Source organism: Rahnella sp. PCH160 (assembly GCF_047784855.1).
Lineage (GTDB): Bacteria > Pseudomonadota > Gammaproteobacteria > Enterobacterales > Enterobacteriaceae > Rahnella.
In genome coordinates, this window is the sequence record NZ_JBLOGT010000001.1 from 1,103,936 (window position 1) to 1,129,734 (window position 25,799).

At 52.6% G+C, this 25,799-nt stretch carries 18 protein-coding genes, 4 tRNA genes, 3 rRNA genes, 1 pseudogene and 1 riboswitch; of the genes and pseudogenes, 18 read left to right on the forward strand and 8 right to left on the reverse strand.

All coding sequences use genetic code 11. The features are described 5' to 3' along the window. The first annotated feature begins 43 nt into the window (after positions 1-43). The 3 genes from argC (at position 44) to argH (ending at position 3,433) form a co-directional block, all read left to right on the forward strand. Positions 44-1,048, forward strand: a complete 1,005-nt coding sequence (gene argC / locus ACM5QY_RS05055) for an N-acetyl-gamma-glutamyl-phosphate reductase (protein ID WP_416119503.1) — start codon at positions 44-46, stop codon at positions 1,046-1,048. 130 nt (positions 1,049-1,178) lie between these two features. After that, positions 1,179-1,952, forward strand: a complete 774-nt coding sequence (gene argB, locus ACM5QY_RS05060) for an acetylglutamate kinase (RefSeq protein ID WP_416119504.1) — start codon at positions 1,179-1,181, stop codon at positions 1,950-1,952. Positions 1,953-2,056: 104 nt separating this feature from the next. Continuing rightward, positions 2,057-3,433, forward strand: a complete 1,377-nt coding sequence (gene argH / locus ACM5QY_RS05065; RefSeq protein WP_416119506.1) for an argininosuccinate lyase — start codon at positions 2,057-2,059, stop codon at positions 3,431-3,433. Between the two features lie 43 nt (positions 3,434-3,476). On the opposite strand, the gene ACM5QY_RS05070 is transcribed toward argH, so the two are convergent. From ACM5QY_RS05070 to ACM5QY_RS05095, 6 genes and pseudogenes are all read right to left on the reverse strand, one after another. Beyond that, complete coding sequence (locus ACM5QY_RS05070) at positions 3,477-4,547, reverse strand: M24 family metallopeptidase (RefSeq protein ID WP_416119507.1); 1,071 nt, start codon at positions 4,545-4,547, stop codon at positions 3,477-3,479. Positions 4,548-4,599: 52 nt separating this feature from the next. Beyond that, positions 4,600-4,932, reverse strand: a complete 333-nt coding sequence (locus tag ACM5QY_RS05075; protein WP_416119508.1) for a hypothetical protein — start codon at positions 4,930-4,932, stop codon at positions 4,600-4,602. Between the two features lie 68 nt (positions 4,933-5,000). Continuing rightward, positions 5,001-5,090 (reverse strand): annotated as a pseudogene (locus ACM5QY_RS05080) (PTS fructose transporter subunit IIB); the annotation flags it as partial. A 6-nt stretch (positions 5,091-5,096) separates the two neighbouring features. After that, entirely contained in the window at positions 5,097-5,252 is a 156-nt protein-coding gene (locus ACM5QY_RS05085) for a hypothetical protein (RefSeq protein ID WP_416119509.1), read from the reverse strand. Positions 5,253-5,255: 3 nt separating this feature from the next. Then, a complete protein-coding gene (locus ACM5QY_RS05090; protein ID WP_416119510.1) occupies positions 5,256-6,215 on the reverse strand; it encodes a LacI family DNA-binding transcriptional regulator in 960 nt (319 codons plus the stop codon). A 190-nt stretch (positions 6,216-6,405) separates the two neighbouring features. Further along, positions 6,406-7,167 (reverse strand): glutathione peroxidase, encoded by a 762-nt coding sequence (locus ACM5QY_RS05095; protein ID WP_416119512.1) that lies wholly within the window; start codon positions 7,165-7,167, stop codon positions 6,406-6,408. A 160-nt stretch (positions 7,168-7,327) separates the two neighbouring features. On the opposite strand from ACM5QY_RS05095, the gene oxyR reads away from it, so the two are divergent. Continuing rightward, positions 7,328-8,251, forward strand: a complete 924-nt coding sequence (gene oxyR / locus ACM5QY_RS05100) for a DNA-binding transcriptional regulator OxyR (RefSeq protein WP_104924010.1) — start codon at positions 7,328-7,330, stop codon at positions 8,249-8,251. Here the strand turns inward: oxyR and sthA are convergent. Beyond that, complete coding sequence (gene sthA, locus ACM5QY_RS05105; RefSeq protein ID WP_416119514.1) at positions 8,234-9,634, reverse strand: Si-specific NAD(P)(+) transhydrogenase; 1,401 nt, start codon at positions 9,632-9,634, stop codon at positions 8,234-8,236. The two genes, oxyR and sthA, sit on opposite strands and share 18 nt — an antisense overlap. Before the next feature lie 212 nt (positions 9,635-9,846). Between sthA and fabR the strand changes: the two genes are divergently transcribed. From fabR to bglB, 4 genes are all read left to right on the forward strand, one after another. Further along, positions 9,847-10,527 (forward strand): HTH-type transcriptional repressor FabR, encoded by a 681-nt coding sequence (gene fabR / locus ACM5QY_RS05110; RefSeq protein WP_416119517.1) that lies wholly within the window; start codon positions 9,847-9,849, stop codon positions 10,525-10,527. Beyond that, positions 10,502-10,861 (forward strand): YijD family membrane protein, encoded by a 360-nt coding sequence (locus ACM5QY_RS05115; protein ID WP_416119519.1) that lies wholly within the window; start codon positions 10,502-10,504, stop codon positions 10,859-10,861. The genes fabR and ACM5QY_RS05115 overlap by 26 nt, the downstream gene beginning before the upstream one ends. Before the next feature lie 311 nt (positions 10,862-11,172). Next, entirely contained in the window at positions 11,173-12,759 is a 1,587-nt protein-coding gene (locus tag ACM5QY_RS05120) for an MFS transporter (RefSeq protein WP_416119520.1), read from the forward strand. Positions 12,760-12,788: 29 nt separating this feature from the next. Next, positions 12,789-13,928, forward strand: a complete 1,140-nt coding sequence (gene bglB, locus ACM5QY_RS05125) for a beta-galactosidase BglB (RefSeq protein ID WP_416119521.1) — start codon at positions 12,789-12,791, stop codon at positions 13,926-13,928. Positions 13,929-13,994: 66 nt separating this feature from the next. On the opposite strand, the gene trmA is transcribed toward bglB, so the two are convergent. Continuing rightward, positions 13,995-15,095: a tRNA (uridine(54)-C5)-methyltransferase TrmA gene (gene trmA / locus ACM5QY_RS05130; protein ID WP_416119522.1), complete on the reverse strand. Its 1,101-nt coding sequence runs from the start codon at positions 15,093-15,095 to the stop codon at positions 13,995-13,997. A 244-nt stretch (positions 15,096-15,339) separates the two neighbouring features. Then, a riboswitch (cobalamin riboswitch) is annotated at positions 15,340-15,613 on the forward strand. A gap of 69 nt (positions 15,614-15,682) precedes the next feature. Here trmA and btuB point away from each other — a divergent pair. From btuB to ytfQ, 10 genes are all read left to right on the forward strand, one after another. After that, positions 15,683-17,545 (forward strand): TonB-dependent vitamin B12 receptor BtuB, encoded by a 1,863-nt coding sequence (gene btuB, locus ACM5QY_RS05135; protein WP_416119523.1) that lies wholly within the window; start codon positions 15,683-15,685, stop codon positions 17,543-17,545. Beyond that, positions 17,490-18,371, forward strand: coding sequence for a glutamate racemase (gene murI / locus ACM5QY_RS05140; RefSeq protein WP_416119524.1), 882 nt, complete (start codon positions 17,490-17,492; stop codon positions 18,369-18,371). The genes btuB and murI overlap by 56 nt, the downstream gene beginning before the upstream one ends. A 407-nt stretch (positions 18,372-18,778) precedes the next feature. Beyond that, positions 18,779-20,321: ribosomal RNA gene (locus ACM5QY_RS05145) — 16S ribosomal RNA — on the forward strand. 71 nt (positions 20,322-20,392) lie between these two features. After that, positions 20,393-20,469, forward strand: a tRNA-Ile gene (locus tag ACM5QY_RS05150). Positions 20,470-20,602: 133 nt separating this feature from the next. Continuing rightward, a tRNA-Ala gene (locus tag ACM5QY_RS05155) sits at positions 20,603-20,678 on the forward strand. Between the two features lie 208 nt (positions 20,679-20,886). Beyond that, positions 20,887-23,795 (forward strand): 23S ribosomal RNA (locus tag ACM5QY_RS05160). Between the two features lie 121 nt (positions 23,796-23,916). Next, positions 23,917-24,032, forward strand: a 5S ribosomal RNA gene (rrf, locus tag ACM5QY_RS05165). Together the 16S, 23S and 5S rRNA genes with 4 tRNA genes alongside form the textbook arrangement of a ribosomal RNA operon. A gap of 101 nt (positions 24,033-24,133) precedes the next feature. Then, positions 24,134-24,210: transfer RNA gene (locus ACM5QY_RS05170), tRNA-Asp, on the forward strand. 53 nt (positions 24,211-24,263) lie between these two features. Beyond that, positions 24,264-24,339 (forward strand) — tRNA-Trp (locus tag ACM5QY_RS05175). 406 nt (positions 24,340-24,745) lie between these two features. Next, on the forward strand, positions 24,746-25,702 hold the full coding sequence (gene ytfQ / locus ACM5QY_RS05180; RefSeq protein WP_104924017.1) for a galactofuranose ABC transporter, galactofuranose-binding protein YtfQ: 957 nt from the start codon (positions 24,746-24,748) through the stop codon (positions 25,700-25,702). The last annotated feature ends 97 nt before the right edge of the window (positions 25,703-25,799 follow it).

Below are 25,799 nucleotides of genomic sequence, written 5' to 3' on the forward strand. Positions count from 1 at the left end.
TTATCCGGCCCCTTACCCAAAATTGAGAAGGTGAACAGACCCTATGTTGAATACGCTGATTGTTGGTGCCACAGGTTATGCCGGAGCTGAACTCGCGGCCTATCTGAACCGCCACCCACATATGAACATAACCGGTTTAACGGTTTCAGCGCAAAGTGCAGATGCAGGAAAATTGCTTTCCGATTTGCACCCTCAATTGAAAGGCATCGTCGATCTGCCTGTTTTGCCGCTCAAAGACGTGGCAGAAGCAGCGAAAGGCGTCGATGTGGTATTTCTGGCGACCGCGCATGAAGTCAGCCATGATTTAGCCCCGCAGTTTCTGGCGGCCGGTTGCGTGGTGTTTGACCTGTCCGGGGCTTTCCGCGTTAGCAAACCGGAGTTCTATACCGAATTCTACGGCTTTGAGCATCAGCATCTCGATTTGCTCGACAAAGCCGTGTACGGTCTGGCCGAATGGCAGGCTGACAAATTAAAAGACGCGCAGCTGATTGCCGTGCCGGGGTGTTACCCGACCGCTTCCCAGCTGGCGCTGAAACCGCTTATCGAAAACGGCTTGCTCAATGACAGCCAGTGGCCGGTGATTAACGCCACCAGCGGCGTCAGCGGTGCAGGCCGTAAAGCCACGCTGGGCAACAGCTTCTGCGAAGTCAGCCTTCAGCCGTACAAACTCTTCAGCCATCGTCATGAACCTGAAATCGCCGAGCACCTTGGCGTACCGGTGATTTTCACGCCGCATCTGGGTAACTTCCCGCGCGGTATTCTGGCGACCATTACCTGCCGTCTTAACGTAGGTGTGACGGAGCAGGATGTGGCGGAAGCTTTCCACAATGCGTATCACGACAAACCGCTGGTGCGTCTTTACACCAAAGGCGTTCCGGCGCTGAAAGACGTGGTCGGTCTGCCGTTCTGTGATATCGGTTTTGCGGTGAAAGGCGAACATCTGATTGTGGTGGCGACGGAAGATAACGTTCTGAAAGGAGCGTCCGCGCAGGCAGTGCAGTGCATGAATATCCGCTTTGGCTTCCCGGAAACACAATCCCTGCTTTAACAATCCTCAGATTGTCAGCAAACAGAAAACACGCGTCCCTGAGCGTTTATTCAGACGTTCGGGGATGCTAAATTAAATTAAACGCATTGTTATTAATTAACATAATCAACCGATCGAGGCGTAAACAGCTATGAATCCGTTAGTCATCAAGTTAGGTGGTGTGTTGCTGGATAATGAAGAAGCACTTGAGCGCCTGTTCATGGCGGTTGTGGCTTATCGTCAGGAATATCATCGTCCGCTGGTGATCGTTCACGGTGGCGGCTGCCTGGTTGATGATCTGATGAAAAAGCTGAATCTTCCTGTCGTGAAGAAAGCCGGTCTGCGTGTCACACCAGCCGATCAGATTGACATTATTACCGGCGCACTGGCAGGCAGCGCGAACAAAACCTTGCTGGCGTGGGCGGTGAAGAACCACATTAACGCCGTCGGCCTGTCTCTGGCAGATGGCGGTACGGTCAGCGTGACCCAGCTGGATGAATCTCTGGGCTTCGTCGGTAAAGCCGAAGCGGGCAATCCTGCGCTGATCAATACCCTGACCTCTGCGGGCTATCTGCCGATTGTCAGCTCTATCGGTATCACCGAAGCCGGTGAGCTGATGAACGTCAATGCCGATCAGGCAGCAACCGCTTTGGCGGCGACGCTGGGCGCGGATTTGATTCTGTTGTCAGACGTCAGCGGCATACTCGATGGCAAAGGCCAGCGCATTCCGGAAATGAGTGCGGAAAAGGCTGAACACCTGATCGAGCAGGGCATTATTACTGACGGTATGATTGTCAAGGTTCATGCTGCTCTGGACGCCGCACGGACTCTCGGACGGCCGGTGGATATCGCCAGCTGGCGTCACGCCGAGCAATTACCGGCACTCTTTAACGGCGTTGCGATCGGCACACGCATTCTGGCGTAATTTGCCCATCGACAGGCTTACGACCTGGCGCGCATTTGGTACACACTTTTGTCAGGGCGCAGCAGTTTGCGCCCTTTTGCATAAAAAAATTCAGGAGCAGGAAAATGGCACTTTGGGGCGGACGTTTTACTCAGGCAGCGGATCAGCGGTTTAAAGAACTCAATGACTCACTGCGTTTCGACTACCGGCTGGCAGAGCAGGATATTGTGGGCTCCGTCGCCTGGTCCAAAGCGCTGGTGACCGTGAATGTGTTAACGGCTGACGAACAAATTCAGCTGGAAGAAGCGCTGAACATTCTGCTGGAAGAAGTCCGTGCTAACCCGCGCGCTATTTTAGCCAGCGATGCAGAAGATATTCACAGCTGGGTTGAAGGCAAGTTGATCGACAAAGTCGGCAATCTTGGCAAGAAACTGCACACCGGCCGCAGCCGTAACGATCAGGTCGCGACTGATATCAAGTTGTGGTGTAAAGCGCAGGTGGCTGAACTGGGCGACGCGCTGTATCACCTGCAACAGGCACTGGTCGCCACGGCTGAAGCCAATCAGGACGCCGTGATGCCAGGTTATACACACCTGCAACGCGCGCAGCCGGTGACTTTTGCGCACTGGTGTATGGCGTATGTGGAAATGCTGGCGCGTGATGAAAGTCGTCTGAAAGATACCCTGACCCGTCTGGACGTCAGCCCGCTGGGTTGTGGCGCACTGGCCGGCACAGCGTATCCGATGGATCGCGAGCAACTGGCGGGCTGGTTAGGTTTTGCGTCTGCCACCCGCAACAGCCTCGACAGCGTTTCCGACCGCGATCACGTGCTTGAGTTACTGTCTAACGCCGCCATCAGCATGGTCCACCTTTCCCGTTTCGCCGAAGATCTGATTTTCTTCAACACCGGCGAAGCGGCGTTTATTGATTTGTCCGACCGCGTGACGTCCGGTTCTTCCCTGATGCCACAAAAGAAAAACCCGGACGCACTGGAACTGATCCGCGGCAAATGTGGCCGTGTTCAGGGCGCGCTGACCGGCATGATGATGACCATGAAAGGCCTGCCGCTGGCGTACAACAAAGACATGCAGGAAGACAAAGAGGGGCTGTTCGACGCGCTCGATACCTGGATGGATTGCCTGAATATGGCGTCGCTGGTGCTGGAGGGCATTCAGGTGAAACGTCCTCGTGCGAAGGAAGCTGCGCAGCAGGGTTACGCGAATTCCACCGAACTGGCGGATTATCTGGTCGCCAAAGGTGTGCCGTTCCGCGAAGCACACCACATTGTCGGTGAAGCCGTGGTTGAAGCCATCAGACAAGGCAAAGCGCTGGAAGCCTTAACGTTGGCCGATTTGCAGAAATTCAGCAGCGTGATCGGCGATGACGTGTATCCGATCCTTGAGCTGCAATCCTGCCTCGATAAACGAGCAGCCAAAGGCGGCGTTTCTCCGCAACAAGTCGCACAGGCGATTGCCGACGCGAAAGCGCGTTTAGGGCTGTAGGTTTTTAGTTTTCTCCCCCGAAGAACCGGGGGAGACATTCCCATCAATAACTCCTCTCCTCCCATTCCCGCGGGCTTTTCGTCAGCACTTCGCTGCCGCTTTCTGTTACCAGAACATCATCCTCAATCCTCACACCGCCCAGACCCGGAACATAAATACCCGGTTCGATGGTGATCACCATGCCCTGTTCCAGCGGCTGCGTATTTTGCGGGCTGAGCGCGGGGGCTTCGTGGACATCCAGCCCTAATCCATGCCCCAGATTGTGGCTGAAGTATTCGCCAAATCCGGCCGCAGAAATAATGTCGCGCGCCACGGCATCGAGTTCCTGACAACGAATTCCCGGTCTGACGGCGTCGCGTGCGGACTGCTGGGCGAGAAGTACCGTGTCGTATAACGTTTTCAGTTCTGTACTGACGCTGCCCAGCGCGAATGTCCGCGTCATATCGGAACAGTAATGCTGGCAGACCGCGCCAAAATCAATCGTCACTAATTCACCCGCCGCGAGCTTTTTATCCGTCGGGCGCCCGTGTGGCAACGCGCCGCGCAGGCCGGAAACCACCACGGTATCAAACGACGTTTTGCTGCCACCGGCCTGACGGACCGCCATTTCGATGTGATCCGCCAGCGCTTTCTCGCTGATACCTGGCCGGATCAGCGGCATAACGGCCTGTAAGGCGCGATCGGCAATCGCCGCCGCTTCACGGATTATCGCGATTTCATCGGCATATTTATGCACACGCAGAACCGACGCGTCCCAGTGTTGCAGCTGCGTCTTGCACTGGTTTTCCAGCGTTTTCCAGGCCAGATGAGACAGCGCGCTGGCATCGGCAAACAGCGTTTTATCACCGGAAATATGCTGCGCAAGAACCTCTGCCAGCGGAAGTTTTGCGGTGAGCGTGACGACTTCTGTGTCGGGGTTGTTCTGCCGGCATTCGGCGCTGTATCGGCCATCGACCAGCACCAATAAGCGGTCTGCGGTGACCAGCACGTAGCCGGACGCGCTGTAGAGTTCAGCCAGCGAATATTTGCTGAATCTGTCTGTGAGTAAAACGGCGGGCATTTGATGTTCTGCCATGTGCTGGCGCAGGACATTAAGGCGTTGCTGACGGCTCATGTTTCCTCCCGTGAGCAGAACAGGGCGCGTGTGCGCCCTGTCAGGATGACGATCAGGCGATTTCGAGTAAGCCCTTTTTGATCAGACGGTTGCGGTAGAACACGCAGGTCACGGCGATAAACAGCGAACCGCCCGCCAGACCTATCAGGTAGGCCGGAATGTTGCTGATCAGCGGCCATGCCCAGATCGCGGATTCCGGGAACCATTGCACCGCGCCGATAATGGCCCCGACCACGTACACCGGGATCACAAACCCCGGGCGTTCGAGCGCAAACGGAATCGACCCTTCGGAAATCCCCATAAAACCGAGAAAAATCGCGGTGCGGCCAATCTGGTTGAACTGGCGATCATAAACACGACGCCCGACCAGCCATTTGTCGATCACCGTCGACAGTCCGAGACCGAACGAAGGAATAACGACCGCCAGACAGCGCGCGGTTATCGGCGCTGGCGGGCGGCAACTTCAATGGCTTCGGCGGCCATAAAGGTATGAGCAAGACCCATCGGGCAGGCACACAGCGCAATCAGTTTTTTTGCAGACATCGTGAATTAGCTCGTGTTATCGGAAGGAGCGGCGGGCAGATTTGCCAGCCGGTAAAGGGCTTCGGCGTAGATGCCGATGGCGCTTATAAAACGGCTCAGGCTGCCGTATTCGTCCGCGCCGTGTGTATTGCCGGAAGAACCCGTCGGGAAATTCATAGCCAAAAATCACTGCGTTTTGCATTGCGCTGGCGTAACTGCCCGCGTCGCCATCGCGGCATGACGTGCGGCAACGAGGGGCAAAGCCAGTTTCAGGGAATGTTCGCACTCACCGAAACCCGTCAGTGCGATGCGCCGCGAGAACAGCCGCCACCGGGAGGTGTGCAAACCTTCGGCCAGCGCGTGATGCGCGGCCAGTAATACCGTCGGATTGTCGCAAAGGATCGCGGAAATTTTGGGGCTTTGTTTGATCAGCTGAGTGACTGCGCGGAAGCTGTCGTCAAATGTTGCTGCGCAGGGCTGACTTAACGATGCGGAAAACGCCAGACCGGCTTTCCCGAGCGCGAGCGAAAGCCCGCCCAGCCGCTCGGCGCGAACCAGCGAATGATTTTCCCCGCCGAGATAACCAATATTCTGGTGCTGCTGTTGAAGTAACGCGTCCGTTGCCATGTGTGCGGCCAGCGCGTTGTCGGGATGAATTGTCGCGAGCGGACCGGTGTGGAAATGCGTGCCGACGCCGGTCAGCGCCACATGCCGCGCTGTCGCCCGAGCATGCAGGGCTTTCAGCGTATCAGGCTGCGCATTGAGTAATTTTCCGCACACGAAAATCCCGCGCACGTCCTGCGCCAGAAGCTGCGCGGCATGTTCCAGAAGCGTTGAGGTGTCTGCGTAGCCCGGTAAAAGTGTCAATCTGGTCTGTTGCAGCGCACGGGACAATTCGGGGAGTAAACCAGCGGCGAAAGCGCAATCTGGCGAAAGCAGAATGCCCGTTCGTGTGAAAGGCGTGACTGACGGCGTGGCCGGTAAATGATAACCGAGCTGGTCGATGGCCTGATAAATACGCTCCACGCCTTCAGGGGATATCCGTCCTTTGCCGCCGAGCACCAGCGAAACCGCAGCAACGGAAACGCCTGCCAGACGCGCGACATCCTGCTGAGTGATTTTAGTGCGGGGCTTTTGCGCCGTCATCTTCCTGCCATTCGGAATAAATTGACCGCAAAGTGTTGCAGGAGAAGGCCGGGAAAAAACGGGCTGACATCGCAGAAACAAAAAAATGGCGGATTCAAGATCCGCCGAAAGTTCACGTAGTCTGACTTTGCTTTTTTGTTGGTAATGCAGGGATTATCGTCTTACTTCTTACGGCTGTTTTCGGTGAAGCTTATTGTGCAACTTCGCACACATCTTGTGTTTCTGAATGCAGGTAAACGTCCAGATCGTCGCTTCCGCCGATGTGGCGCCCACCGATAAAGACTTGCGGCACGGTCGCACGGCCGGTGACAGCGCGCAGGCTGACGGTGGTGGCGTCTTTGCCCAGTACGATTTCTTCGTACTGAATGCCGCGTTCCTGCAACATTTGTTTGGCTTTGGCGCAGAACGGACAGCCCGGTTTGGTGAATACGGAAACCGATTCCTGCACTTTGAATTCTGGTGCCAGGTATTTCAGCATCGTGTCTGCATCTGACACTTCAAACGGGTCGCCCGGCTTGTTCGGCTCAACGAACATTTTCTCGACCACGCCGTTACGTACCAGCATGGAATAACGCCATGAACGCGGGCCGAAACCTAAATCAGCTTTCTCAACCAGCATGTTCATGCCTTTGGTGAATTCGCCGTTACCGTCTGGAATAAACGTAATGTTTGACGCCTTTTGCTCTGATTTCCAGGCATTCATCACGAACGTGTCGTTTACAGAGACGCACAGAATGCTGTCCACGCCGTGTTGTCTGAATACCGGTGCCAGTTCGTTGTAACGCGGCAGATGGCTTGAAGAACAGGTCGGGGTAAATGCGCCCGGCAGTGAAAAGACAATGACTGTTTTGTTTTTGAACAATTCATCAGTGCTGAGATCTACCCACTGATCGCCCTGGCGGGTGTGAAAAGTAACGTGCGGAACGTGTTTACCTTCCTGGCTTGAATACATGAATAACCTCTTAATTAATCGATAAAATGTGAATATCTTTCGGCTGTGCCGTTTCGTTGGAAAGCATTATTAACGATAATAGTTGATAGATATAATCGTTGATTGCTATCTTATCTATCGTTATCGGCTATCACATCGCCTTATAGGGACTGGAGGAAAAATGAACATTCGTGATTTAGAGTATCTGGTGGCACTGGCAGAGTTTCGTCACTTCCGCCGTGCAGCAGATTCCTGCCATGTCAGCCAGCCGACGTTAAGCGGGCAAATCCGCAAGCTGGAAGATGAACTTGGCGTGATGCTGCTTGAAAGAACCAGCCGCAAGGTGTTGTTTACACAAGCCGGCTTGCTGCTGGTAGATCAGGCGCGCACGGTGCTGCGTGAAGTGAAAGTCCTCAAAGAGATGGCCAGCCAGCAGGGCGAAGCGATGTCCGGGCCTATGCATATCGGGCTAATTCCTACTGTCGGGCCTTATCTGTTGCCGCAAATCATTCCTTCACTGCATAAAACATTCCCTAAACTCGAAATGTATCTGCACGAAGCGCAAACCCATCAGTTACTGGCACAACTCGACAGCGGAAAACTCGATTGCGCGATCCTGGCGCTGGTCAAAGAAAGCGAAGCCTTTATTGAAGTGCCGCTGTTTGATGAACCGATGAAACTGGCGATCTACGACGATCATCCGTGGGCATCACGCGATCGCGTGGCAATGGCGGATCTGGCCGGTGAAAAGCTGCTGATGCTGGAAGACGGGCACTGCCTGCGCGATCAGGCGCTCGGTTTTTGCTTCCAGGCGGGTGCCGATGAAGATACGCATTTCCGCGCAACCAGTCTGGAAACGCTGCGTAATATGGTGGCGGCGGGAAGCGGAATTACATTGCTGCCGGCACTGGCTGTGCCGAATGAGCGCAGCCGCGATGGCGTAACTTATCTCACCTGTGACAAACCGGAACCCCGTCGCACTATCGCGCTGGTGTATCGTCCCGGTTCGCCACTGCGTGGGCGCTATGAACAACTGGCCGAAGCCATCAAAGAACACATGCAACCTTATATGGATAAAGCCGCGGGCTTAAAAAAGGCGGTTTAATCCGTTCAGTGCTGCAACGCGGTAAGCTTCTGCCATGGTCGGATAGTTGAAGGTGGTATTAACGAAATAGTCGATAGTATTGCCTTCGCCTTTCTGTTCCATAATGGCCTGACCGATGTGGATAATTTCCGCAGCGCGCTCTCCAAAGCAGTGAATGCCGAGGATTTCCTTGGTATCACGATGGAACAGCAGCTTCAGGCTCCCCACATTCATTCCGGCGATTTGCGCACGAGCCAGATGTTTAAACTGTGCGCGACCCACTTCGTAAGGCACTTTCATTGACGTCAGTTCCTGCTCGGTTTTGCCGACGGAGCTGATTTCAGGAATGGTATAAATGCCGGTCGGAATGTTTTCGATCAGATGGACTTTCGCTTCGCCCTGAATCATCGCTTGCGCGGCGATTCTGCCCTGATCGTAGGCCGCTGAGGCCAGGCTTGGGTAACCGATGACGTCGCCGACGGCATAAATGTGCGACAGCGCTGTCTGGTACATGCTGTTTACTTTCAGCAAACCCCGGCTGTCTGCTTCCAGACCAATATTTTCCAGACCCAGTTTGTCAGTGTTACCGGTGCGTCCGTTAGCGTACAACAGCGCGTCAGCTTTCACTTTCTTACCTGATTTCAGGTGCATGATCACGCCGTCTTCCACGCCTTCAATCATCTCGAATTCTTCGTTGTGGCGGATGACCACACCGTTATTCCAGAAGTGATAAGACAGCGCGTCGGACATTTCCTGATCGAGGAAAGACAGCAACCGGTCGCGGGTGTTGATTAAGTCCACTTTCACGTTCAAACCACGGAAGATAGACGCATATTCGCAGCCGATAACGCCCGCGCCATAGATGATGACGTGGCGGGGTTCGTGGCTCAGTTCAAGGATCAGGTCGCTGTCATAAATGCGCGGATGGCCAAAATCGACGTTGGCAGGGCGGTAAGGGCGCGAACCGCAGGCAATCACAATGTTGTCGGCGGTAATTTGTTCGTGCGTGTTATCGGCGTAGCGGATATTGACGGTATTGGCGTCGACAAAACTGGCGTCGCCCGAGAATAACTGGCACTGGTTTCTTTCGTAGAAACCCTGACGCATGCGGGTTTGCTGATTAATGACAGAATCCGCGTGACGCAAAATATCCGGGAAGCTGGAGCTCAGGGTGCGGGAGTTATCACTGTAGAGCGGGTTTTGGTTAAATTCGATGATTCTGCTGACGGCGTGACGCAGTGCTTTGGAAGGGATAGTTCCCCAGTGAGTACATCCGCCACCGACGTTGTTATAGCGTTCGATGACAGCAACCCGGGCGCCTTGTTTAACCAGTCCCATCGCGGCGCCTTCTCCGCCAGGGCCTGAGCCAATGATAATGGCATCAAAATGTGAGTGCTGTGGCATAGTTCGAAACCTATTTTTATACAAAATCACAACGAGAAAGTAACATATTACACCTATTTACCCCACATGCAGTTGTCATTTAATGGTAATGCAGCAACATTCTGACCCACATTATGCTGTGGTATCTATAACTCCGCCCGGTAAAAATTTTGGTATAGTGAAGCGATAACGGGCGAATAATTAACAAGAAGAACATTATCCGAATGAATGTTATGGGCGTTAGAGCACAACAAAAAGAGCGCACGCGTCGCTCACTGGTTGAAGCGGCTTTTAGCCAGCTCAGTGCCGAGCGCAGCTTTGCCAGTCTGAGTTTGCGTGAAGTGTCCCGTGAAGCGGGCATTGCGCCGACGTCCTTTTACCGGCATTTCCGTGACGTGGATGAACTGGGTCTGACGATGGTTGATGAGAGCGGTTTAATGCTTCGTCAACTGATGCGTCAGGCGCGCCAGCGTATTGCCAAAGGCGGCAGCGTCATCCGCACGTCGGTTTCGACCTTCATGGAGTTCATCGGCAATAACCCCAACGCCTTTCGCCTGCTGCTGCGCGAACGTTCCGGTACATCGGCCGCGTTTCGTGCGGCTGTCGCCCGTGAAATTCAGCATTTTATTGCGGAACTTGCCGACTATCTGCAACTCGAAAATCACATGCCCCGCAGTTTTACCGAAGCGCAGGCCGAAGCAATGGTCATCATTGTTTTCAACGCCGGTGCGGAAGCGCTGGATGTGGATCTCGCACAGCGTCGCCAGCTCGAAGAGCGTCTGGTGTTGCAACTGCGTATGATTTCTAAAGGTGCGTATTACTGGTATCGCCGGCAACAGGAAAGAACGGCGGTGACTCCGATTCACAATAAGACCCGAGGTAAAGAAGATGACCGAACAAGCGAACCAGGATAATGGCACTCTGGTTTTGGCTTTGATTGCCGGGCTGTCGATTAACGGCACCTTCGATGCGTTATTCAGCTCCGTCGTCGCGTTTTCGATATTCCCGATAATCGCTCTGGTGTTATCGGTATATTGCCTGCATGTTCGCTACCACAAAGGCGAAATGCCGAAAGGTTTGCCGCTTCTGGCCGCAGCCTGTTTCCTGCTTGGATTGCTGCTCTACAGCGCGTTTGTCCGCGTGGAATACCCGGAACTAGGGTCGAATTCCCTGCCAACGCTGATTTGTGTGGCGCTGGTCTTCTGGATAGGTCTGAAGCTGAAGAAACGTAAATCTGCCGCCCAGTAACCTCCTCATTATTTTCCAAAATCAGGCAATCCTCAGGTTGCCTTTTTTATACCCTACGTCTGGCAACCCTCTTCTTGTTTTCTTCTCTGCTTGTTATTTATGAACTGTCATTTCATAAATAATAAACCCATGTTCAATATTTTGATGTTGATCGCCCACTTCTTTATTTCTTTGCCATAAAGTCTGTATGAGTGGCAAAAATCGAAAGGTTTTCATCCGGGCTCCTCGCTAATTTGAATCATGGCCGGACGAAGTATTTTCGTTCGCATTCAGCCTACGCCTATAGGTGATTTAACAGAGGCAAGACGGCAATGAAAACACGTAAGATCGGATTCTTTAATTACATCGCCTACGGTTCTGGCGATTTTTTGGGGGCGGGCACAACGGCCCTGACTGCGGCGTGGTTGCTCTACTTCTACACCACGTTTTGCGGCCTTTCGCCCATCGAAGCGACATTTATCTTCGCCACGGCGCGCGTCGCCGATGCGGTTCTTAGCCCGCTGATGGGATATCTCACGGATAACTTCGGCAATACCTGGCTCGGCAAACGCTTTGGTCGCCGTAAGTTCTTTATTTTACTCGGTATTCCCTGCGTATTCAGCTACAGCTTTATGTGGGTGGGCGACATGGGATATGTCTACTACCTGCTGACTTATCTGCTGTTCGATATCGTCTACACCATGATTCTGGTGCCGTATGAAACGCTGGTGCCAGAAATGACCGACGATTTCAAACAGAAAACCAAATTCTCCGGGGCACGTATCGCGCTGGCGCAGCTTTCAGCCATCCTCGCCGCTTTCCTGCCCGGCATTCTGTTGCAGCATTTCGGCAAAGATAACGCCATTTCCTTCTTCTATTCGAGCCTGGTCTTTGCGGTGATCTGCGCCTTCGTGCTGACGCTGGTGTATTTCTTCACCTGGGAACGGCCTGAAGAACTCAAATCTGAAGCCACGAAGAAAATTGAACGCGAACGTCAGCAACTGACGCTGGCGCAAAGCCTGAAACGCCTGAAAGTGGAATTGTCCTCGACACTGCGGATCAAAATTTTCCGTCAGCATCTGGGGCTGTACCTCGGCGGGTATATCGCGCAGGACGTGTTTAACGCCGTCTTTACCTATTACGTGGTGTTTGTGCTGATGCAAAGCGCGTCGATTGCCTCCAATCTGATGGGGATGATGGCGATTCTGCAATTCGTGGCGGTTATCGGCATGATCCCGCTGTGCATCCGCTTCGGGCCTGCGCCGTCTTATCGTCTTGCTGTGACGTTATTCGGGCTGGCGGCGATTTCTTACGGCGCGCTGTATTACACCGGAATGAACGATTCAATGTCGTTGTTGCTGTTGATTTCTGCACTGGCTGGCCTGGGGCGCGGTGGGATCAACTACGTGCCGTGGAATATCTACACCTATATTGCCGATGTCGATGAAACCATTACCGGCCAGCGTCGTGAGGGGATTTTCGCGGGTGTGATGACGCTGACACGCAAAGCCTCGCAGGCCGGAGCGGTCATGCTGGTGGGGATCATTTTGCAACTCGCCGGATTTGTTTCCGGGCAGAGCCAGCAGGTGCCCGCCGTCGGCCATACCATTCTCGGCGTTATGGTGATCGGTTCACTGCTGATGCTCAGCATGGGCTTTATTATTTCACTGTTCTTCCGCCTCAATCAGAAAACGCACGGCGTGCTGACCCGCGAAACGCAGAAAATGCGTGATGCGAACCGCATCGTGCCGGAGCAAATTACGCCGGAAGACCGGGCGACCGTCGAAATGCTGACAGGGATGAAGTACGAATCGCTGTGGGGCAACAACAATATTGGTTATCTGCATCGTCATAATCCACCACCTGAAAAGCTGACCCGTGAAAATGTCGCCGAAATTCCGGCACAGGGACGTTTGTAATTTTGGTGAACATTTATCAGGAGAACACCATGAAAGTTTTTGAAGTTAAACACAGCGCGCTTTTACGCCAGCCTGAACATTTCATTTCGCGCAATGAACTGAAAGCGCTGATCCACAATGTGACGGACAATCTGGTGAATATCGAAGATAAAACCGGTGAGTTTCTGTTACGGCTCGACGATGGCCGCGTCATTGACACTAAAGGTTGGGCGGGCTGGGAATGGACGCACGGCATCGGGCTTTACGGCATCTATCAGTATTATCAGCAAACCGGCGACGAGAAAATGCGGGCGGTGATCGATGACTGGTTTACTGCGCGTCTGGCGGAAGGCACGCCAACGAAAAATGTGAACACTATGAGCCCGTTTCTGACGCTGGCTTACCGCTATGAAGAAACCGGTAATGCGGCATGGCGGCCGTATCTTGAACGCTGGGCGGAATGGGTGATGTATGAAATGCCGCGCACCGATAAAGGCGCGATGCAGCATATTGTTTATAACAACGAAAACCATCAGCAAATGTGGGATGACACATTGATGATGAGCGTGCTGCCGCTGGCAAAAATCGGGAAATTGCTGGATCGCCAGGAGTTTGTGGAAGAAGCAACGTATCAGTTTCTCCTCCACGTTCAGTATCTGATGGATCGCGAAACGGGCCTGTGGTTCCACGGCTGGACATTCGACGGTCATCATAATTTTGCGCAGGCGCGCTGGGCACGCGGGAACAGCTGGCTGACGATCGCCATTCCTGAATTCCTTGAGCTGGTGGACTTGCCGGAAAATAATGCGACCCGCCGCTATTTGTTGCAGGTACTGGAAAGTCAGGTCAGTGCGCTGGCGAAATGTCAGGATGACAGCGGTTTGTGGCATACGCTGCTCGACGATCCGCAGTCCTATCTCGAAAGCTCAGCAACTGCCGGTTTTGCCTACGGAATATTGAAAGCGGTACGTAAACGTTATATCGATGCGTCGTATGCGCCGGTGGCGGAGAAAGCGATTCAGGGCGTGATCAAACATATCAATCCGGCAGGGGAACTGACGCAAACGTCATTCGGCACGGCAATGGGTTCTGATCTGGATTTCTACCGCGAAATCGCGCTGACGTCCATGCCTTACGGGCAGGCGATGGCGATTCTGTGTCTGTCAGAATATCTGCGGGTTTATCTCTGAGTTTGGCGGTACAGAAAGAGAAACGGGCATGTGAGAGTGCCCGTTTTCATATTTAACGCTGCGGAATCAGATTTTTTCCAGCAGAACGCCGGATTCCATATGGTGGGTATACGGGAACTGATCGAACAACGCCAGACGCGTCACGCGGTGTGTCTGGCTCAGGGTTTCCAGATTTGCACACAGTGTTTCCGGGTTGCAGGAGATATAAAGGATGCGCTCGTATCCCTGCACCATTTTCACGGTTTCATCATCCAGGCCGCTGCGCGGTGGATCGACGAAAATCGTGTTGCATTCATATCCGCTTAAATCCACATCCTGCAAACGACGGAATTCACGCACGCCGTTCAGCGCCTGGGTAAAATCTTCAGCCGCCATGCGGATAATCTGCACGTTATCAATATGGTTCGCCGCAATGTTGAACTGCGCCGCTGCGACCGACGGTTTGGCAATTTCGGTTGCCAGCACGCGGCGGAAATTGCGCGCCAGAGCCAGTGAGAAGTTGCCGTTGCCGCAATACAACTCGAGCAAATCACCGGTGGCGTTTTCCGTGGCCTTCAGCGCCCATTCCAGCATCTGAATGTTCATCTCAGCGTTGGGCTGGGTGAAGCTGTTTTCCACCTGACGATAAATCATATCGCGCCCGCCAACCGGCAGGACTTCATCAACATAATCCTGATCCAGCATGATTTTGGTTTTGGCGGCACGGCCAATCAGCTGGATGTCAAAACCCTCGGCACGAAGCTGGTCGCGCAGAATTGTCGCAGACTTCTGCCATTCTTCATCCAGCTTACGGTGGTAGAGCAGCGACGCGATAATTTTGCCGTTGCGGGTCGACAGGTAGTCGATCTGGAAGATCTTACGGCGCAGCGCCGGATCTTGTTTCACGGCGCTGATAAGCACCGGCATCAGACGGTTAATCAGCACGCTGGCCGTCGGGAACTGGTCGACGCGCACGCGGGCTTTGGTCTGCTGGTCAAACATGATGTGGTACAGGTCCCCTTCATCATGCCAGACGCGGAATTCAGCGCGCATACGGTAATGGCTGACGGGAGAACGAAAAACCTCAGGCTGCGGCGCATTAAAAGGCGACATCATCGCCGTGAGACGTGCGGTCTTTTCCGCCAGCTGGTCGTCATATTGTTCAATGGGCAGGTTTTCAGGCGTCATCGGTTATCTCGTCTAACAAGGAATAAATGGGCGAACTTTGCGGGGGATTGTAGGGAAAGTCTCCATTATGTCCAGCTTTCCCCTTCGTCCTAGACGTTATAGCGACGTTACCTGCACTCGCTCACCCGAATCACTGACGAATGTCAGCTCATCGGGATTCTCTCATTTGCTGCCTTGCTCTCACGCCAATGCCGTTGGGGAACGGTAATACGCTCTACGGATGTCTGGATTTCCAAATAGGTTGATCGTAGGATTGCTCATCGGCCTCATTGACTGAGTTAAAAGGGAATCTGGTGTGAATCCGGAACTGGCGCGCAGCGGTATGGGGAAATCACGGCGATAGCATTCTTTATTATGCAGACACTGTTTTCTTCTTCTCTATATAGATAAGAGAGAAGCAATGGGAAGTCATCGCCCGGTGCAGGTATCTGAATTACGCGTTTTGTCATTAATAAGCAGCGTAATTAATCAGCCTGCAAATCCTAAGTCCGAAAACCTGCCGATATTACGTCGCATTGTTCACTGTCGTCGCGAAAACGACAGCGTCTTTCTGCGGCATCCGCCAATTAAGTTTGGATGCTCGATTCATGACAATTAAAAAGCACGTGCTGCTGACGGCATTATCCGTCACGGCTTTTTCAGGGTGGGCGCAAGACAGCACTTCCACAAACAGCAGTGATAATCTGGTCGTCACGGCTAACCGTTTTCCACAGCCAGTTTCTTCAGTTTTAGCCCCGACGGATGTTGTGACGCGCGAGGATATCGACCGCTGGCAGTCAAAATCTGTTGCTGATGTACTCCGCCGTTTACCGGGTGTCGATATTGCCCAGAACGGGGGAATGGGGCAACTGAGTTCTTTATTTGTTCGCGGCACCAGTTCCAGCCACACCTTAGTATTAATCGACGGTGTTCGACTGAACCAGGCGGGGATTTCCGGTTCTGCGGATATCAGCCAAATCCCGCTTTCTCTGGTACAGCGAATTGAGTTTATTCGCGGGCCACGTTCCGCGGTTTATGGTTCTGACGCAATTGGCGGCGTTGTTAACATTATTACGACACGCGATAAAGACGGTACAAGGCTCGGCGCGGGTATCGGCTCAAACGGCTATCAGAACTATAACGGCTCCACGCAGCAGAAGCTGGGTGAGAACACCACCGTCACGGCGGCCGGCGATTACACCTATACGCGCGGCATTGATGTTGTAGCCGATGGTAATAACGGTGGCGTGCCTCAGCCGGACCGTGACGGCTTCATGAGCAAAACGCTCTATCTGGCGCTACAACATCAGTTCAATGACGATATCAGCGGTTTTGCGCGAGCTTACGGTTATGACAACCGTACCGCTTATGATGCGTATTACACGCCGGGCAGCGCGCTTATTGATACCCGTCAGCTTTACAGCCGCACGTACGACACCGGCCTGCGTTATCAGAACGGCATTTATGCCACACAGTTAATCGGCAGCTACAGCCACGTCAAAGACTATAACTACGATCCGAAATACGGCCCGTACGACACCTCGGCTTCGCTGGATGACTCTGATCAGTACAACGTGCAATGGGGCAACACCCTTCAGGTATGGAAAGGGGAAGTCAGCGCAGGGCTGGACTGGCAGAAGCTGACCACTGAGCCAGGCACCAGTTATCTGGCTGATGGCTATGATCAGCACAACACGGGTGTTTATCTGACCACACAGCAAAAAATTAGTGATTTCACGCTGGAAGGCGCGGTGCGCAGCGATGATAACTCGCAGTTTGGTCAGCACACGACCTGGCAAAGCAGCGCAGCATGGGAATTCATTGACGGGTATCGTCTGATTGCCTCTTACGGCACCGCGTACAAATCACCGAACCTGAGCCAGCTTTACAGCGACTACTATGGCAACCCTGATCTGAAGCCGGAAGAAAGTAAGCAATGGGAAGGAGGGCTGGAAGGTCTGACGGGCCCGCTGGACTGGCGCTTATCAGTCTATCGTAACGACATCGATCAGATGATTGATTACGACAGTTCGACGAGCCGTTATTACAACGTCGGTAAAGCCACCATCAAAGGTGTCGAATGGACGGGTTCGTTTGATACGGGTCCGCTGCGCCACCAGATTACCCTGGAATATCTCGATCCGCGTGATGCCGAAACCAACGAAATTCTGGTCCGTCGTGCCAAGCAGCAGGCGAAATACCAGATTGACTGGAATATTGCCGACATAGACTGGTCGATCAATTACCAGTATCTGGGGCAACGTTACGACACCGACTACGGTTCATATCCTTATCAGACCGTTAAACTCGGCGGTGTCAGTTTGTGGGATCTCGCCGCTTCATATCCGGTCACCTCACACCTGACAGTTCGTGGTAGAATTGCCAACCTCTTAGATAAAGATTACGAGACGGTTTATGGCTACGAAACACCAGGACGTGAGTACTATCTCTCTGGAAGCTATACCTTCTGATACAACACGAGTCCCTGACCGCCCGACGGTGCTGGTTTTCGATTCCGGCGTCGGCGGGTTGTCGGTTTATCATGAGGTCCGGCAGATGTTGCCGGACCTGCATTACATTTATGCCTTCGATAATGTGGCTTTCCCTTATGGTGAAAAGTCAGAAGAATTTATCGTTGAGCGCGTCGTCGAGATTGTCAGCGCCGTCGCGAAACGCCATCCCCTTTCTATTATCGTTATTGCCTGTAACACGGCGAGTACCGTTTCCCTTCCGGCATTGCGTGCCAAATTCAGTTGTCCGGTCGTCGGCGTTGTGCCGGCTATCAAACCTGCGGCGAAATTAACGCGCAATGGGGTCGTTGGATTACTGGCAACGCGCGCGACGGTTCAGCGTCCTTATACACATGATCTGGTGGCACGTTTTGCGACGGATTGTCAGATTCTAATGCTGGGGTCGGCTGAACTGGTCGAACTGGCAGAGGCGAAGCTGCATGGCGAAGAGGTTTCACTGGCCGCGCTGAAGAAAATCCTGCATCCGTGGCTGCGTTTGCGCGAACCGCCGGACACCGTGGTATTAGGCTGCACGCATTTCCCGCTGCTTTCGGAAGAGTTGTCACAGGTTTTACCCGACGGTACGCGTATGATCGACTCCGGTTCTGCGATTGCACGCCGCGCACATTGGTTAATTGAGACTTCTCACGTGCCGATTCCACAAATAAATCCAGAAGTTGAAATAGAGAGTGTGGCGTATTGCATGGCGATGACGGCGGAGGCGCAAAGTCTGCTGCCTGTTTTACAGTCATATGGCTTCAGAAGTATCCAGGAATTGCCGCTTTAAACGCCATTTGATGAAAGATTCAGCGGTCAGTAAATTATTTGTATTTTAGGGGTTGCGGCCTTCTGAGAACTCCCTATAATGCGCCTCCACTGACCGGGAACAACGACTGACAAGTCGCTCGGACAAGAAGAGAAAAAGATGAAAGTTCAAATGAATAATCTCTTGACTCTTCAGCGGGAAAACGTAATATACGCCTCCCGCGCCGCATAAGATTCCTTGCGAACCGCGGCATGCTCTTTAACAATTTATCAGACAATCTGTGTGGGCACTCACAAGACGATATCAGCCACTTCGGTGGCAAAAAAATATCAAGTCTTAAAGAGTGACCAAGCAGTAATTCATTTAGTGAATTATTACGAAAGTTAATTTTTGAGCACCGCTTAACTTGTTTAAGCAAATCGAACTTTTAATTGAAGAGTTTGATCATGGCTCAGATTGAACGCTGGCGGCAGGCCTAACACATGCAAGTCGAGCGGTAGCACAGGAGAGCTTGCTCTCTGGGTGACGAGCGGCGGACGGGTGAGTAATGTCTGGGAAACTGCCTGATGGAGGGGGATAACTACTGGAAACGGTAGCTAATACCGCATGACGTCGCAAGACCAAAGTGGGGGACCTTCGGGCCTCACGCCATCGGATGTGCCCAGATGGGATTAGCTAGTAGGTGAGGTAATGGCTCACCTAGGCGACGATCCCTAGCTGGTCTGAGAGGATGACCAGCCACACTGGAACTGAGACACGGTCCAGACTCCTACGGGAGGCAGCAGTGGGGAATATTGCACAATGGGCGCAAGCCTGATGCAGCCATGCCGCGTGTGTGAAGAAGGCCTTAGGGTTGTAAAGCACTTTCAGCGAGGAGGAAGGGTAATGTGTTAATAGCACATTGCATTGACGTTACTCGCAGAAGAAGCACCGGCTAACTCCGTGCCAGCAGCCGCGGTAATACGGAGGGTGCAAGCGTTAATCGGAATTACTGGGCGTAAAGCGCACGCAGGCGGTTTGTTAAGTCAGATGTGAAATCCCCGAGCTTAACTTGGGAACTGCATTTGAAACTGGCAAGCTAGAGTCTTGTAGAGGGGGGTAGAATTCCAGGTGTAGCGGTGAAATGCGTAGAGATCTGGAGGAATACCGGTGGCGAAGGCGGCCCCCTGGACAAAGACTGACGCTCAGGTGCGAAAGCGTGGGGAGCAAACAGGATTAGATACCCTGGTAGTCCACGCTGTAAACGATGTCGACTTGGAGGTTGTGCCCTTGAGGCGTGGCTTCCGGAGCTAACGCGTTAAGTCGACCGCCTGGGGAGTACGGCCGCAAGGTTAAAACTCAAATGAATTGACGGGGGCCCGCACAAGCGGTGGAGCATGTGGTTTAATTCGATGCAACGCGAAGAACCTTACCTACTCTTGACATCCAGAGAATTCGCTAGAGATAGCTTAGTGCCTTCGGGAACTCTGAGACAGGTGCTGCATGGCTGTCGTCAGCTCGTGTTGTGAAATGTTGGGTTAAGTCCCGCAACGAGCGCAACCCTTATCCTTTGTTGCCAGCGAGTAATGTCGGGAACTCAAAGGAGACTGCCGGTGATAAACCGGAGGAAGGTGGGGATGACGTCAAGTCATCATGGCCCTTACGAGTAGGGCTACACACGTGCTACAATGGCATATACAAAGAGAAGCGAACTCGCGAGAGCAAGCGGACCTCATAAAGTATGTCGTAGTCCGGATTGGAGTCTGCAACTCGACTCCATGAAGTCGGAATCGCTAGTAATCGTAGATCAGAATGCTACGGTGAATACGTTCCCGGGCCTTGTACACACCGCCCGTCACACCATGGGAGTGGGTTGCAAAAGAAGTAGGTAGCTTAACCTTCGGGAGGGCGCTTACCACTTTGTGATTCATGACTGGGGTGAAGTCGTAACAAGGTAACCGTAGGGGAACCTGCGGTTGGATCACCTCCTTACCTCAAGATACGCATTGTGCAGTGTCCACACAGATTGTCTGATAGAAAGTAACGAGCAGAAATACCTTAATAGGCTTGTAGCTCAGGTGGTTAGAGCGCACCCCTGATAAGGGTGAGGTCGGTGGTTCAAGTCCACTCAGGCCTACCAATTCCCTCCTCCTCTTCGTTGTCGCCATGTCTCGTTTGCACAAGCAAACTTCGCATGACTCCGCCTTGATGAGAAAGTAATTGGCTGACTCATCTGACTGATGAGTAATTAAGGTATCTGTAAGTGACTGTATGGGGCTATAGCTCAGCTGGGAGAGCGCCTGCCTTGCACGCAGGAGGTCAGCGGTTCGATCCCGCTTAGCTCCACCATTACCGTACAGCCTTTAAATAATACTTCAGAGTGTATTGGAAACAGTATGCTGCGAAGTATTTTGCTCTTTAACAATCTGGAACAAGCTGAAAATTGAAAGTTTACAGCTGAACATCACTCTCCGTAGAAGTACTGAGTGGTGATTAGTCTGTAACAGAGTCTCTCAAATAATCGCAATGCGATGGTGGAAACACCTTCGGGTTGTGAGGTTAAGCGACTAAGCGTACACGGTGGATGCCTAGGCAGTCAGAGGCGATGAAGGGCGTGCTAATCTGCGAAAAGCGTCGGTAAGGTGATATGAACCGTAATAACCGACGATACCCGAATGGGGAAACCCAGTGTGTTTCGACACATTATCATTACATGAATACATAGTGTAATGAGGCGAACCGGGGGAACTGAAACATCTAAGTACCCCGAGGAAAAGAAATCAACCGAGATTCCCCCAGTAGCGGCGAGCGAACGGGGAAGAGCCCAGAACCAGCATCAGTTTGTGTGTTAGTGGAAGCGTCTGGAAAGTCGCACAGTATAGGGTGATAGTCCCGTACACAAAAATGCACAGATTGTGAGTTCGATGAGTAGGGCGGGACACGTGACATCCTGTCTGAATATGGGGGACCATCCTCCAAGGCTAAATACTCCTGACTGACCGATAGTGAACCAGTACCGTGAGGGAAAGGCGAAAAGAACCCCGGCGAGGGGAGTGAAATAGAACCTGAAACCGTGTACGTACAAGCAGTGGGAGCCTCCTTTGTGGGGTGACTGCGTACCTTTTGTATAATGGGTCAGCGACTTATATTTTGTAGCAAGGTTAACCGAATAGGGGAGCCGTAGGGAAACCGAGTCTTAACTGGGCGTCAAGTTGCAAGGTATAGACCCGAAACCCGGTGATCTAGCCATGGGCAGGTTGAAGGTTGGGTAACACTAACTGGAGGACCGAACCGACTAATGTTGAAAAATTAGCGGATGACTTGTGGCTGGGGGTGAAAGGCCAATCAAACCGGGAGATAGCTGGTTCTCCCCGAAAGCTATTTAGGTAGCGCCTCGTGAACTCATCTTCGGGGGTAGAGCACTGTTTCGACTAGGGGGCCATCCCGGCTTACCAACTCGATGCAAACTACGAATACCGAAGAATGTTATCACGGGAGACACACGGCGGGTGCTAACGTCCGTCGTGAAGAGGGAAACAACCCAGACCGCCAGCTAAGGTCCCAAAGTCATGGTTAAGTGGGAAACGATGTGGGAAGGCATAGACAGCCAGGATGTTGGCTTAGAAGCAGCCATCATTTAAAGAAAGCGTAATAGCTCACTGGTCGAGTCGGCCTGCGCGGAAGATGTAACGGGGCTAAACCATGCACCGAAGCTGCGGCAGCGACGCTTATGCGTTGTTGGGTAGGGGAGCGTTCTGTAAGCCGTCGAAGGTGAACTGTGAGGTTTGCTGGAGGTATCAGAAGTGCGAATGCTGACATAAGTAACGATAATGCGGGTGAAAAACCCGCACGCCGGAAGACCAAGGGTTCCTGTCCAACGTTAATCGGGGCAGGGTGAGTCGACCCCTAAGGCGAGGCTGAAAAGCGTAGTCGATGGGAAGCTGGTTAATATTCCAGCACTTGGTGTTACTGCGAAGGGGGGACGGAGAAGGCTAGGCTAGCCGGGCGACGGTTGTCCCGGTTCAAGCGTGTAGGGGGAAAGAGTTGGTAAATCCGCTCTTTTGTATAACCCTGAGGCGTGATAACGAGCCACTACGGTGGTGAAGTAGTTGATGCCATGCTTCCAGGAAAAGCCTCTAAGCTCCAGGTAACACGAAATCGTACCCCAAACCGACACAGGTGGTCAGGTAGAGAATACTCAGGCGCTTGAGAGAACTCGGGTGAAGGAACTAGGCAAAATGGTGCCGTAACTTCGGGAGAAGGCACGCTGGCGCGTAGGTGAAGGGACTTGCTCCCGGAGCTGAATCCAGTCGAAGATACCAGCTGGCTGCAACTGTTTAATAAAAACACAGCACTGTGCAAACACGAAAGTGGACGTATACGGTGTGACGCCTGCCCGGTGCCGGAAGGTTAATTGATGGGGTTAGCAGCAATGCGAAGCTCTTGATCGAAGCCCCGGTAAACGGCGGCCGTAACTATAACGGTCCTAAGGTAGCGAAATTCCTTGTCGGGTAAGTTCCGACCTGCACGAATGGCGTAATGATGGCCAGGCTGTCTCCACCCGAGACTCAGTGAAATTGAACTCGCTGTGAAGATGCAGTGTACCCGCGGCAAGACGGAAAGACCCCGTGAACCTTTACTATAGCTTGACACTGAACATTGAGCCTTGATGTGTAGGATAGGTGGGAGGCTTTGAAGCGAGGACGCCAGTTCTTGTGGAGCCAACCTTGAAATACCACCCTTTAATGTTTGATGTTCTAACTCGGCCCCGTAATCCGGGGTGAGGACAGTGTCTGGTGGGTAGTTTGACTGGGGCGGTCTCCTCCTAAAGAGTAACGGAGGAGCACGAAGGTTAGCTAATCACGGTCGGACATCGTGAGGTTAGTGCAATGGCATAAGCTAGCTTGACTGCGAGAGTGACGGCTCGAGCAGGTACGAAAGTAGGTCATAGTGATCCGGTGGTTCTGAATGGAAGGGCCATCGCTCAACGGATAAAAGGTACTCCGGGGATAACAGGCTGATACCGCCCAAGAGTTCATATCGACGGCGGTGTTTGGCACCTCGATGTCGGCTCATCACATCCTGGGGCTGAAGTAGGTCCCAAGGGTACGGCTGTTCGCCGTTTAAAGTGGTACGCGAGCTGGGTTTAGAACGTCGTGAGACAGTTCGGTCCCTATCTGCCGTGGGCGTTGGAAGATTGAGAGGGGCTGCTCCTAGTACGAGAGGACCGGAGTGGACGCATCACTGGTGTTCGGGTTGTCATGCCAATGGCATTGCCCGGTAGCTAAATGCGGAAAAGATAAGCGCTGAAAGCATCTAAGCGCGAAACTTGCCTCGAGATGAGTCTTCCCTGTGGCTTTAAGCCACCTGAAGGGACGTTTAAGACTAAGACGTTGATAGGCTGGGTGTGTAAGTGCAGCGATGCATTGAGCTAACCAGTACTAATGACCCGAGAGGCTTAACCTTACAACACCAAAGGTGTTTTTAGAGATTCTGTGCAGATACTTTGATTTTCAGCTGATGTTCCGAGATTGGTTCGTAGTGCAAGCCTGAGACAGGGTAAGCGTTATGGATGAAACAGAATTTGCCTGGCGGCAGTAGCGCGGTGGTCCCACCTGACCCCATGCCGAACTCAGAAGTGAAACGCCGTAGCGCCGATGGTAGTGTGGGGTCTCCCCATGCGAGAGTAGGGAACTGCCAGGCATCAAATTTATAATGAAGAACATGTTCCTTTTCCCCTGACAAGGAAAATAACAGGAACAAACATATATCAGCCGGTTGCTGATATATGTGAAAGAACCGGTGGAGCGGTAGTTCAGTTGGTTAGAATACCTGCCTGTCACGCAGGGGGTCGCGGGTTCGAGCCCCGTCCGTTCCGCCACTAATTAACTATTATGCCTGCTAAATTAGCAGGCATAATAGTAAGCGTAATATAGGGGCGTAGCTCAGTTGGTAGAGCACCGGTCTCCAAAACCGGGTGTCGCGAGTTCGAATCTCTCCGCCCCTGCCATATTAAAGCCCTTCGCGAAAGCGAGGGGCTTTTTTGTTATTTACTCATCTTACTTTCCTCATTCTTCGTATTACTCTGATTAAATCCTCATTTACCGCAAGCTTTTACATCATTAACGCTCAATCCTTCCCCGTTTTCTGGTTGTTTTTTTGTCATATTTTGGCTAAATACATGCACTAAATGATTGTTATCCCCGTATGTGACACCGCTCATGCTCCCATTCTCCCAGTGTACTAAACCTAATCATCGTCCGATGACGATAACCCGATCCTGGCATACGGATTCCCCCCTTTATATTTATGGCGTCTTAGCCAGGAGGGGGGAATACGTATGTCGGATGAAGATCCAGGCCGTACCCAACGAGTCATAACAAAAAGTAGCTCAGACTACACGCGAGGAATAAAACATGTACAAACGTTTATTTGTGGCAGCAGCAGTTGCAACAGCACTCTGTGGGGCGGCGCAGGCGGCTCCGTTGGTTGTGGGTTTTTCGCAGATCGGTTCTGAGTCCGGGTGGCGTTCTGCTGAAACTAAAGTGTCGAAATCAGAGGCTGAAAAACGCGGTATTACATTGAAAATTGCTGATGCACAGCAGAAACAAGAGAACCAAATCAAGGCGATACGTTCCTTTATCGCTCAAGGCGTGGACGCAATTTTCATCGCGCCTGTTGTCGCCACCGGCTGGGCTCCCGTTCTGACCGAAGCCAAAGAAGCCAAGATTCCGGTATTCCTGCTGGACCGTACTATTGAAGTCAGTGATCCGACGCTCTACACCGCAGCGGTCGCTTCTGACAGCGTTTACGAAGGCAAAGTAGCCGGTGACTGGCTGGTTAAAGAGGTAGCAGGTAAACCTTGTAACGTTGTTGAATTGCAGGGAACTGTCGGTGCCAGCGTTGCATTAAACCGTAAGCAAGGTTTTGCGGATGCACTGAAGGCCGCGCCTAATGTCAAAATTATCCGTTCACAATCTGGCGACTTCACCCGCAGCAAAGGGAAGGAAGTCATGGAAAGCTTCATCAAGGCTGAACAAAACGGCAAAAACATCTGTGCTGTCTACGCACACAACGATGACATGGCAATCGGTGCCATTCAGGCAATCAAAGAAGCCGGTCTGAAACCGGGTTCTCAGATCAAAATCGTTTCCATTGATGGTGTTCCGGATATCTACAAAGCCATGCTGGCTGGCGAAGCGAATGCCTCTGTCGAGCTGACACCAAATATGGCTGGCCCAGCCTTTGATGCGCTGATCGCACTCAAAAAAGACGGGACTCAGCCGAAGAAATTCATCCAGACTCAGTCAGCTCTGATCCTGCCTGATATGGCTCAGAAAGAGTATGACATGAAAAAAGACATGGGTTATTAAGCCGATTTTACCGGTTTGTCTCACGGGCAAACCGGTAAAAATTATTCCCATTTCGCCGTTGGCGAATGCAGCAGGAGTAGTGAAGTGACGGATAATC